17 protein-coding genes are annotated in these 8,590 nt (G+C 68.1%); 14 read left to right on the top strand and 3 right to left on the bottom strand.

Going from position 1 to position 8,590, the window contains the following annotated elements:
• Positions 1 to 71 precede the first annotated feature (71 nt).
• The 4 genes from IPK85_04040 to IPK85_04025 all read left to right on the top strand — a co-directional run bounded on the left by IPK85_04040 (position 72) and on the right by IPK85_04025 (position 1,545).
• Positions 72 to 458: a hypothetical protein gene (locus IPK85_04040; GenBank protein MBK8246558.1), complete on the top strand. Its 387-nt coding sequence runs from the start codon at positions 72 to 74 to the stop codon at positions 456 to 458.
• A gap of 50 nt (positions 459 to 508) precedes the next feature.
• Positions 509 to 964 (top strand): hypothetical protein, encoded by a 456-nt coding sequence (locus IPK85_04035; protein ID MBK8246557.1) that lies wholly within the window; start codon positions 509 to 511, stop codon positions 962 to 964.
• 112 nt (positions 965 to 1,076) lie between these two features.
• Positions 1,077 to 1,331, top strand: coding sequence for a hypothetical protein (locus tag IPK85_04030; protein ID MBK8246556.1), 255 nt, complete (start codon positions 1,077 to 1,079; stop codon positions 1,329 to 1,331).
• Positions 1,332 to 1,347: 16 nt separating this feature from the next.
• Positions 1,348 to 1,545, top strand: a complete 198-nt coding sequence (locus tag IPK85_04025; protein ID MBK8246555.1) for a hypothetical protein — start codon at positions 1,348 to 1,350, stop codon at positions 1,543 to 1,545.
• Between the two features lie 534 nt (positions 1,546 to 2,079).
• Here the strand turns inward: IPK85_04025 and IPK85_04020 are convergent.
• From IPK85_04020 to IPK85_04010, 3 genes are read right to left on the bottom strand one after another with little or no spacing between them, the layout of a single operon-like run.
• A complete protein-coding gene (locus tag IPK85_04020) occupies positions 2,080 to 2,394 on the bottom strand; it encodes a tyrosine-type recombinase/integrase (GenBank protein ID MBK8246554.1) in 315 nt (104 codons plus the stop codon).
• Positions 2,348 to 3,157 (bottom strand): hypothetical protein, encoded by an 810-nt coding sequence (locus IPK85_04015; protein ID MBK8246553.1) that lies wholly within the window; start codon positions 3,155 to 3,157, stop codon positions 2,348 to 2,350. Before IPK85_04015 ends, IPK85_04020 begins: the two co-directional genes overlap by 47 nt.
• A complete protein-coding gene (locus IPK85_04010) occupies positions 3,154 to 3,723 on the bottom strand; it encodes a hypothetical protein (protein ID MBK8246552.1) in 570 nt (189 codons plus the stop codon). The genes IPK85_04015 and IPK85_04010 overlap by 4 nt, the downstream gene beginning before the upstream one ends.
• A 111-nt stretch (positions 3,724 to 3,834) precedes the next feature.
• Here IPK85_04010 and IPK85_04005 point away from each other — a divergent pair, with 111 nt between their 5' ends.
• From IPK85_04005 to IPK85_03960, 10 genes are all read left to right on the top strand, one after another.
• On the top strand, positions 3,835 to 4,017 hold the full coding sequence (locus tag IPK85_04005; protein ID MBK8246551.1) for a helix-turn-helix domain-containing protein: 183 nt from the start codon (positions 3,835 to 3,837) through the stop codon (positions 4,015 to 4,017).
• 2 nt (positions 4,018 to 4,019) lie between these two features.
• Positions 4,020 to 4,169, top strand: a complete 150-nt coding sequence (locus tag IPK85_04000) for a hypothetical protein (GenBank protein ID MBK8246550.1) — start codon at positions 4,020 to 4,022, stop codon at positions 4,167 to 4,169.
• Positions 4,166 to 4,720, top strand: a complete 555-nt coding sequence (locus IPK85_03995; protein MBK8246549.1) for a ParB N-terminal domain-containing protein — start codon at positions 4,166 to 4,168, stop codon at positions 4,718 to 4,720. Before IPK85_04000 ends, IPK85_03995 begins: the two co-directional genes overlap by 4 nt.
• Entirely contained in the window at positions 4,717 to 4,890 is a 174-nt protein-coding gene (locus tag IPK85_03990) for a hypothetical protein (GenBank protein ID MBK8246548.1), read from the top strand. The genes IPK85_03995 and IPK85_03990 overlap by 4 nt, the downstream gene beginning before the upstream one ends.
• Positions 4,887 to 6,503 (top strand): hypothetical protein, encoded by a 1,617-nt coding sequence (locus tag IPK85_03985; protein MBK8246547.1) that lies wholly within the window; start codon positions 4,887 to 4,889, stop codon positions 6,501 to 6,503. Before IPK85_03990 ends, IPK85_03985 begins: the two co-directional genes overlap by 4 nt.
• The gene (locus IPK85_03980) at positions 6,500 to 6,871 is read left to right on the top strand and encodes a hypothetical protein (protein ID MBK8246546.1); all 372 of its coding nucleotides are present in this window, start codon (positions 6,500 to 6,502) and stop codon (positions 6,869 to 6,871) included. The genes IPK85_03985 and IPK85_03980 overlap by 4 nt, the downstream gene beginning before the upstream one ends.
• Entirely contained in the window at positions 6,868 to 7,035 is a 168-nt protein-coding gene (locus tag IPK85_03975; protein ID MBK8246545.1) for a hypothetical protein, read from the top strand. The genes IPK85_03980 and IPK85_03975 overlap by 4 nt, the downstream gene beginning before the upstream one ends.
• Positions 7,032 to 7,475, top strand: coding sequence for a hypothetical protein (locus tag IPK85_03970; GenBank protein MBK8246544.1), 444 nt, complete (start codon positions 7,032 to 7,034; stop codon positions 7,473 to 7,475). Before IPK85_03975 ends, IPK85_03970 begins: the two co-directional genes overlap by 4 nt.
• 104 nt (positions 7,476 to 7,579) lie before the next feature.
• On the top strand, positions 7,580 to 7,870 hold the full coding sequence (locus tag IPK85_03965) for a hypothetical protein (GenBank protein MBK8246543.1): 291 nt from the start codon (positions 7,580 to 7,582) through the stop codon (positions 7,868 to 7,870).
• Positions 7,870 to 8,568 (top strand): hypothetical protein, encoded by a 699-nt coding sequence (locus tag IPK85_03960; protein ID MBK8246542.1) that lies wholly within the window; start codon positions 7,870 to 7,872, stop codon positions 8,566 to 8,568. The genes IPK85_03965 and IPK85_03960 overlap by 1 nt, the downstream gene beginning before the upstream one ends.
• Positions 8,569 to 8,590 lie beyond the last annotated feature (22 nt).

Here is an 8,590-nt window from a genome sequence, read left to right as displayed (position 1 = left end):
TCCGCCCCCCACCCCCCTCAAATCGACCTCTAGGAAGGCCTGAAACGATGCCCAGACGCTCCAAGCACGCGATGTTGAACGCGGTGAAACGTGCGGTCACTGCCGCCACTCACCTGGAACCCGAGGACGAGGCCCAGGTGCAGGTCGCGCTGCAACTGGCGGCCGTGATCGACTCCGCGGCCAGCGAGGACGACCCCGCCGCGTGGCGTAAGACGGTCGGATGGGTCGCGCCGCATCTGAACGCGACGCTGCGGATGCTCGGCCTGTCACCCGAGACACGCAAGGTCCGCGACCAGTACAAGGAACACGAGCCCGACGCCCTGGATCGTCTGCGTGCCGCCCGCCGGCTCCAGTTGCACCCCGATGAGCAGGCCCGCGTCGACGCCGACTCCAGCCGACTAACGGAGATGCGGCAGCGGGCGATCGGTTGGGCCAAGGACGGCGACGCAATGCAGTGAGAGGCGCACTAGGCTGGGTGGCACGAGACGAGAGCGACGGGGGTCGTCAGATGAAGTTCGCCGGGGCGTATGTGCCCATCGAGAAGCCAGACAAGCCGCGGGTGCGTGCCGTGTTCGACCGCCACAACGGCGGCCCGAGCGACGAGTACGCCGAAGTCTTCACGGCCGCGGAGGTGCGCCGGCCGGTCAACGTCGGCGACCCCGCCCAGGTGTACGTCGACGGGGTGTACGCCGGACTGCTCGACCCGAGGGGCCGGACTGCAAGCGACCGCGACAACGTGGTGCGGATGCTGGCCTACCTGCACAGCACTGGCAGACGTAAGGCGAAGATCAAGGTCGCGCTCGAGGGCTTCCCGAACGGCGGCGTGAACGCAAACCTCATGTGGGACACAGACGACGACGGGGTGCCACTGCTCGATGACAAGGCCAGCGCCGGCCGTGGCTGCGGGGGCGGGGCGGCGCTGGTGGCGCTGCTGGTGGCCCTCGTCGCGGTCCTGTTGGCGTGAGGGCGCCACTTCGGGCCGACCGTTGACCGTGACCGCCGGGGGCGCGTAGCGTGTGGATCAATCGGAGGCACCCGGCCAGCCGATACTGCTACGGAAACGGGGTGATGCGCTGATGCGCGCCTACTCAACTGGAACTGATCTGATCGGGTCGCTGCGGCCCGGTGTCGTCGTCGCGGCCGCGGAGGACGACTACGTGGTGTTGTGGTCCGGCGGGAACCGGTTCACGGTGTTCCTCGACGGCGGCAGCCCGCTGGCCGAGTTCTCCCAGTCGGTCGACGGTTTCGACCAGGCGAAACTGGTCGCGCAGGTGTGGCTGGAGGCGTTCCGTCGCGGCGCGGACTACGTCGGCGGTCTGGTCGATGCCTGAGAACGGGGGAACGAACATGCTCATTCTTCAGACCGGCGACGTGATCGCGTACGCCGATGATGAGTCAAACATGGTGGTCATCTGGAACGGGAGCGCCACTTTCAACGTGTATGCGGATGGCACCGAGTCCGACGTATTCACCCACTACGGGGTGGTGACGATCTCGGACGCGGTGAACGTCGCTCGGGACTGGCTCAACGCTCAGCCTGCCTGACGACCTCGTGAGGGCATCGCGCCCCCGTTGCCCATCGTGGTGGCGGGGGCGTTGTGCTGTGTACCGTTGGCGTCGGCGGCCACCCGTTGCACGGTGCTGTGGTTGCCCGTAGCAGGGCCGCGGCCCTGGCGGGTGGTCGCCCCTTCAGTCCACCCCGGGCGTGTCGTTTCTGGTTCCGGCCGCGTCGGCTGACCGCCGCTGTCGGCATTTCCCTCCGGGGTAGTTGTCGCCGCGGCGCGCCAAGATCGTGCCGTAGTCCACGCGTAGTCCACAAAGTTGCCGAAAGCCGCTGCGTCTGACTCAACGTGACTAGCCCATTTCCCACACGAAACCGGCACACTCGCACCTACTCGTCGTTACTCGTCCCCCACGACGGTTCCGAGATGTACTACGACATCTAGGCCTAACAGCCCGGATTCGTGGGGGAAATCGACCTCTGAGGCTGGTGTAGTCCACACGTAGTCCACAAAGTCTGAAGCCCCGGTGCCAAGCGACCCTCCCCTCGGCACCGGGGCTTCATGCTGTCCAGTGGGACTACGCGACCCCGCGGGCTGCGATCACGCCCCCGACCTTCGACCGGGTCGACTCGTCGCTGTCGCGCATCAGGTGCGAGTACACGTCCAACGTGATCGACGCCTTCTTGTGTCGCATCCGGTGTTGCACCTCGATGATGCTGGCACCCTGCGCGATCAGCATCGACGCGAAGTAGTGCCTCAGATCGTGAAAGCGCGCTCGCTCATCAGGCCGCACACCGCGGTGAAGCCGCTGGATCTGCCACGGCCCGACCTGCCTGCCGACCTCATCAGTGACCACCCAGGTCGACCCCGGCCTGACGTGCCGGTTCAGCATGTCGATCAATTCCAGCGGCACGGGGGATGGACTTGCGCGACTCCTCGGTCTTCAGCGGCAGTGCCGGCCACTGCACCGCAGGCGTAATGATGCCGCGCTGCCAGTCCACGTCCGAAGTCCGCAGCCCGCACACCTCACCGATGCGCAGACCAGCGAAGGCACCGAGCAGCACCGCCGCTCCGAGCTCGCCATACGCCTCGTAGAGCGCCCACACCTGCTCCGTGGTGTACCAGAACGCTTCGCCCTGGTCGTCGCTCTCAGTCGTCGTGGAACGCGTCACGGGGCTACGTGACAGCATCCGGTTCTCGACGGCCGCGTTCATCACCTGCGCCATGCGACGGCGGTACTTCGCCACAGTGGACGCCGCCAGCCCCTCGGCCTTCATCTCGGAACCCCACGTCGTCACCATGAGCGGGCGAACGTCCTTCAGTCGGAGGTGACCGAACCGCGCCCTGATCCGCTCGAGGTCGGACTTCGCCTGCCGCTGCGTCGACTCACGGTTGCCCGCTTGCGTCGCCAGCCACATGTCGCACCACTGGTCGACCGTGATCGCCTGATCGGACGGCGAGACGTACTCGTCCTTGACGATGTCGGCGGTGACCTCGTCGAGCCACTTCTCAGCCTCGACCTTCACGCGGAAGTGCCGGGAGTGCTCTTGTCCGTCGTGGCGGTACAACGCCCGCCAGACGTGCCCGGTGACCTCACCAGCGCGGTTCCTCTTGGTCCGCTTCGTGACCGTCCTGTAGATGTCTCGCTTGGTCATTGCTTTCCCCTCCCCCGGCTCGCCTTCCGCAGCGCGTCTTTCGTGGCCTTGATCTCGCGACGGACACCGTTGGCGCGACTCTGCGCGATCTTCACTAGTTCCTCGGTCTCCGTCTGGAGTTCGCCGAGCAGTGCCAGCAGGCCGCGTTCCTCATCGTCGGTCAGCGGAGCCTCGGCGTAGGCGAGCGCCTCGCGGGCTGTGTTCAGGTCGGCGTCGATCTTCGTTACCGGAAACCCCGCGGCGTAGTACCGCACCCGATCCAGTGCCCGCACGATCCGGTCCTCGACGACGCCAGCCACGGTCGACGACTGCAGCAGTTGCTCGATCGACTCGAACCCGAGCGCAGCGGAGATCGCCATCGCCTCGTCGAGCGTGACGCCCCTCGGCGGGTCGGCATTCTTCAGTTTCCACACCGTCGCCGCGCTCATCGGGTGGTATTCCGAGATCCGTTCAGCCAGTCCGGCGTCGGAGTAGCCGCGCGCCCCCTGCCACTGGGTCATGCGCTCGACGAATCGGTCACGCCACGGCATCCGGCCCCCCGGAAGTCCTGCTGGTCGCTTCGGCATCTTCGGCTCTCTCTCCAACACGGAATAGGTCAACTCCAATAGTGGTGGACAGACCCGACTTTGTCTAGTTACATCTAGAAGTGTAGGAGTTCCGCATTAGAGGAGAGACTCATGGATGAATGGATGACCCCGCCGGAGACCGCCGACCTGGTGCGTCGGCCGACCTCCACGCTGGCCTACTGGCGCCACCGGAACGAAGGCCCGCCCTTCGCCAAGGTCGGCCGCCGCGTGGTCTACCGACGCAGCGACGTAGTGGCGTGGATGGAAGCCCAGTTCTCCAAGGCGGCGAGCTGACAATGAGTCCGCAAACGAAAGTCGCCGCCCCCGGCGACGGATACGCGGAGGCGGCGACTAACGACACAGTTCGCTCCTCCATTGTAGGCGCTGCCTGCGACATGTCCGTGACCATCGCCGACGGGGAGAGCGTGCGTGGCGGTGGGACGTGAACAAGGCACCGTTCCAACTGCTGCCCGAGTTGTCGGCCGAGGAGTACACCGCGCTCCGCGAGTCCATCGCCGCCGACGGCATCCTGGTGCCCATCCAGGTCGATGAAGACGGTGTGATCCTCGACGGACATCATCGTCATGCGATCGCCGCCGAGCTCGGGATCAACTGCCCGACCGTGGTGGTGTCCAACTTGGACACCGACACCGACAAGCGCACGGTGGCGCTGGCGCTGAACTTGAGCAGGCGCCACCTCAACCGCGAGCAGACCCGCCAGGTGATCGCCGCGAGCATCACCGCCGACCCTCGCATGGTCGGCCTGTCGCCGGAAGCATCGGCGCTGTGGCTCAGGGCCGGGTCATGGGCGGCCGGACACCACACCGACGGCTTCGTGCCCGATGACGCCATCCCGCAGATCGGCGGGCATGCCGCGGCCGGTGAACTGGTGCGCCGCGGCCTGTGGGAACACGTGGGCGGCGGCTGGCTGATCGTCGACTGGCATGTCGACGTAGACCCGCCCGTGCTGCGACTGGTGGCAGGTGGTGACCGATGAGTCGACCCCACCTGACCCCGGCCCCGCCGATCGTCTGCACCGCCCCGGCCGGCGTCGCCCACCCATGCGGCGTGCTCGGCGTGGAGCAGATCGCCGCCGCGGCCGCCGCAGGTCTGTGCTGCCGCGAGTGGCTGGCCCGCACCACCGACGCCGGGGAGGTGGACTGGTGAGCGACCTCGCCATCCCCGAGAACCGGCCCGCGCTGGCGTGGATCATGGACATCCCCACCGATTGGGTCACGCCCACCGAGCGGCTGCTGCTGCTCGCGCTGGCGCTCGACTCCTACGACGGCAACACCTGCGCCCCCGGCCGCGACGGCATCATGCGGCTGGCCGGGATCAAGTACGTGTCATCGTTCACCCGCGCCCGTGATGCGCTGACACAGCCGACCGAGTACCGGTCTGCGCTGCTGGCCGTCGATGCGCTCAAAGGACGCCACACTCGCTACCAACTGCTGCGAGATGTCCGCGAATCGCGGACAGGAGATGTCCGCGAATCGCAGACAGGTCAGCCCGAGATGTCCGCCAGAGATGTCCGCGAATCGCGGACAGGTTCACAAGATGCGGAGATGTCCGCCGAAGTTGTCCGCGAGAGTTGTCCGCCAGAGATGTCCGCCGAAGTTGTCCGCGAATCGCGGACATACCCTCCCTCCCTTCCGACCCCTAGGGAGGAAGGAAGGGAGGGAGAGGCGCTTACCGCGCCCGCGCCTGAGGGCGCGGCGCGCCCGCGCCTGACCGTGGGCGAGATCCGCGACATGGTGACGGCCGTCGTTCCCGCGACCGCCATCGGAACCGGGATCAAGTGCGACAACGACGATCTCGCTGACGCGCTGGCCACGGCCACCGCCAACGGCTGGGACACCGGCCGGCTGCGCGCAGCGCTGGCCGACATGCCCGCGCCCAAGTCATCGCCGACCGGGCTGCTCATCAAACGGCTGCAGGCGCTGGCCGACAGCGATCCCGCCGCCGTGGTGCTGGCATCGACAGACGCCTACGCCGAGGCAACCGAGCACCAGGAACCCCAGCGCACCGCGCCCACCGTCAACCCGGCCGATCAGGTGAACCAGAACCGGCTGGCCAAAGCGTGCAAGGCCCACGGCGTCAAGGTGACGCTGTTCGCCGACCTGTGCGCCGACCTGGCCGGCCGTGGGTTCACCGTCGAGCCGCTGGCCCACGACGACGACAGCGATCAGGACCTGCTGCTACTGGTCAAGCACCCCGACGTACCCGCTTGGCAGTGCGAGTGGCCGCTGACCGCCCACCGTTCCATGAACCTGCTGGCCGTGCTCGACCCCGATCTCGAGGCCACCGAGGCCGACCGCGACCACCTGGCCCGCCACTGGCACACCGAACTTGACGACGGCTGGATCTTCGTCAACCCCTCCACAGTCGACCTCGCCACGTTCCGGCAACTGGTCGAGCGGACCCACCAGGTCGCCGAACGGCTGGCCCGCGCCGCCTGCGAACGACAGCCGCAGGCCGCCTCGCAGTTGCCGAAGGCCAAGGCAGCACCCACGGCGACCTACACCCCGCCGCCGGTGTCCGAGGTGCTGGGCGCCGAACCGCCCGACCAGTACCGGCCCGGCATGTCCGCACCACAGCCCGGCCACGACCGCGGCTACCGACCGCCCGGCCACGACCAGGCAGTGCGCGCCAAGGACAACGCCGAACGGCTGCGCCAGGCGCAGGCACTCGCCCAGAACGACCCCGCCGTGGCCGAGGCGCTGGCAGCACTGCAACGCGGCGCACTCATCACCGACGACCAGGAGGACACCGCATCATGACCCGCCCACCGACATTCCTCGACGGCCACGACGACGACGCAATCGAAGCCGCCGAGTGGATCGCCGAGCACGGCGCCGAACCCATCGAGGGCGGGTACTCCACGTTCGAGGAGTGCGTCGAGAAGGAGTTCGGCTACACCCGCGACTGGGCCTACAAGCGCATCGACTTCGCGGAAACGCGAAATGCGCTTCTGTCTACAAATGTAGACATCCCGGCCATCACGAACGAGGGCCAGGCCCGCTCGCACGGATCAGCCCACACCCGACCCGGACCCGGCCGCAGCGCCACTCCACTCCGAATCTTCAGTACAAAGCGGCCCCAGAAGGTGCCGCTGTCCGAGATCCGCGTCAGGAGGCCGCTGCCATGACCCCGAACCGTGGACCCGTGAACCGCTGCGCTGTGCGCGGCTGCGTCTTCGTCGGCTACTGGCCCGCGGGCGGCACCTGCCGCGAGCACACCGTCAACCCTCTGACCGATCGCCCCGGCGCCCGCCGTCCGAGCCTGGCCGAGCAGTGGGAGGTCGACGAATGAGCCTCGTCACCGCCGGCCTGGGCAGCGGCGGGCCGATCGTGACTGCCGGGCTGGGCCTGACCGAGCCGGACCCGGACGAGCTGCGCGCCGCGCTGCATGGTGTCGCCACCTTGACGGCGACCCTCACCGCCACCAGCACGACGCCGCCTGACCTTGACGGCTGGTACGTCCGGCGCCTCGGCACCCGCCGACCTCGCAGGCGCGTCCTGACCTATACCGCCGGGGCGGTACTGCGGGGACGCTCGACGATGCACGCCAACCTGACCGGGCCACGGCAGGCACCGGGCGCGGACATGGCCGCCACCCTGACCGGCACGTCGACACTGAGCGCCGAGGGCGTCGGTGACGTGGAGGCGTACAACCGCGACGCGCTCGACCTGCTGCTGCTGTACCTGGCCCGAACCCCCGCCGACGACTACGCCGACGCCGGGAGGGGGTGATTGATGCCGCGACGCAACTACTCAGGAGGCCGTGAGCGCCTCAAGCACGACGAGACCTACGTGGTCTATCTGAAACGACGACTGTCACAGGAAAGGCAACAACGATGGAACGACCCGACTACTACGACCCCGAAGCAGCGGCCAAACCCGCCCCGCAGCTGACCAGGGCACAACTCAAGGCGATGGCACCCGACGCCGTCGTCGAAGCCGACAACCTCGGGCAATTCGCCGTCCTGAAAAGCCAAGGCCGCGACCCGATCGACGCGGAGCGCCGCGGCGAAAGATGGGCGACACCGACCGAGATCGCCGAGGCGCTGCAAGACGCAGCCGCCGACGCCAACCGCAGCAAGACCGAACAGCGTGCGCAGGCACGCGCCGAAGGAGTGGACATCTGATGGACGAAGCAGCAGCACGCAGCCGACGCACCAGCGCGGCGATGAGAAGTGAACTGATCGACATCACAACCGACAAGGCACTCGCCGCGCGTGTGAAGTCGTTCCTCGAACTGCGGCAACGCGCGAAGGCCGCCGCCGGGGTGATGACCGGCGCGGCGGATCTGATGCGCCACGCCGAAGCCGCCGACCGTGCCGCCGCCGCTGATGCGGTGGTGGCAGGCCAGTCCGCGGCCGCGATCGGCACCCCACACCAGGACGAAGCCCGCGCCCGGGTCGCCGCCGCCGAGATCGAGTTCCAGGCGTTGTCCGATGCGCTGGAGGCGTCGTGGACCGAATTGCTGCCCGCCTACCGTGGCGCGGCACTGGACGAGGAGACCGCGGCACGCGCGGAACTGTCGACGGCACGCGCCGAGGTCGACGACGCCCTCGACAACGTGATGCGGGCGCTGGCGGCGTGGCGGGCCACCGCTGCGCGGGTGGTGTACTGGCACGACGTACGCGGCGCGGGACGGTTCAATTACAACCCCGGTGCACCGCTCGGCTTGCGTGGCCTGTTCGTCGACCGGGCCAACCTCGACAGCAGCGATGTCCGTCGGGAGATCCAGTCGGTGCATGACCTGCTCGACCCGCCGGTGCGACGGGCCAAGCCCGACACCGACGAGCAGCACACCGCCAAGGCTCCGGCGCGGGTGCGCTGACATGACCACGGCAGCGGTTCCG

It is taken from the genome of Gemmatimonadota bacterium, from assembly GCA_016712265.1.
Lineage (GTDB): Bacteria > Gemmatimonadota > Gemmatimonadetes > Gemmatimonadales > Gemmatimonadaceae > RBC101.
The sequence above is the reverse complement of the archived record's forward strand: the minus strand, read 5'-3'. Positions and strand labels throughout refer to the sequence as shown.

Excerpts from the sequence above, each read along its gene's own strand:
- IPK85_04040 (MBK8246558.1), top strand. The coding sequence starts at position 72 with ATGTTGAACGCGGTGAAACGTGCGGTCACTGCCGCCACTCACCTGGAA.
- IPK85_04035 (MBK8246557.1), top strand. The coding sequence starts at position 509 with ATGAAGTTCGCCGGGGCGTATGTGCCCATCGAGAAGCCAGACAAGCCG.
- IPK85_04030 (MBK8246556.1), top strand. The coding sequence starts at position 1,077 with ATGCGCGCCTACTCAACTGGAACTGATCTGATCGGGTCGCTGCGGCCC.
- IPK85_04025 (MBK8246555.1), top strand. The coding sequence starts at position 1,348 with ATGCTCATTCTTCAGACCGGCGACGTGATCGCGTACGCCGATGATGAG.
- IPK85_04020 (MBK8246554.1), bottom strand. The coding sequence starts at position 2,394 with ATGCTGAACCGGCACGTCAGGCCGGGGTCGACCTGGGTGGTCACTGAT.
- IPK85_04015 (MBK8246553.1), bottom strand. The coding sequence starts at position 3,157 with ATGACCAAGCGAGACATCTACAGGACGGTCACGAAGCGGACCAAGAGG.
- IPK85_04010 (MBK8246552.1), bottom strand. The coding sequence starts at position 3,723 with ATGCCGAAGCGACCAGCAGGACTTCCGGGGGGCCGGATGCCGTGGCGT.
- IPK85_04005 (MBK8246551.1), top strand. The coding sequence starts at position 3,835 with ATGGATGAATGGATGACCCCGCCGGAGACCGCCGACCTGGTGCGTCGG.
- IPK85_04000 (MBK8246550.1), top strand. The coding sequence starts at position 4,020 with ATGAGTCCGCAAACGAAAGTCGCCGCCCCCGGCGACGGATACGCGGAG.
- IPK85_03990 (MBK8246548.1), top strand. The coding sequence starts at position 4,717 with ATGAGTCGACCCCACCTGACCCCGGCCCCGCCGATCGTCTGCACCGCC.
- IPK85_03980 (MBK8246546.1), top strand. The coding sequence starts at position 6,500 with ATGACCCGCCCACCGACATTCCTCGACGGCCACGACGACGACGCAATC.
- IPK85_03975 (MBK8246545.1), top strand. The coding sequence starts at position 6,868 with ATGACCCCGAACCGTGGACCCGTGAACCGCTGCGCTGTGCGCGGCTGC.
- IPK85_03970 (MBK8246544.1), top strand. The coding sequence starts at position 7,032 with ATGAGCCTCGTCACCGCCGGCCTGGGCAGCGGCGGGCCGATCGTGACT.
- IPK85_03965 (MBK8246543.1), top strand. The coding sequence starts at position 7,580 with ATGGAACGACCCGACTACTACGACCCCGAAGCAGCGGCCAAACCCGCC.
- IPK85_03960 (MBK8246542.1), top strand. The coding sequence starts at position 7,870 with ATGGACGAAGCAGCAGCACGCAGCCGACGCACCAGCGCGGCGATGAGA.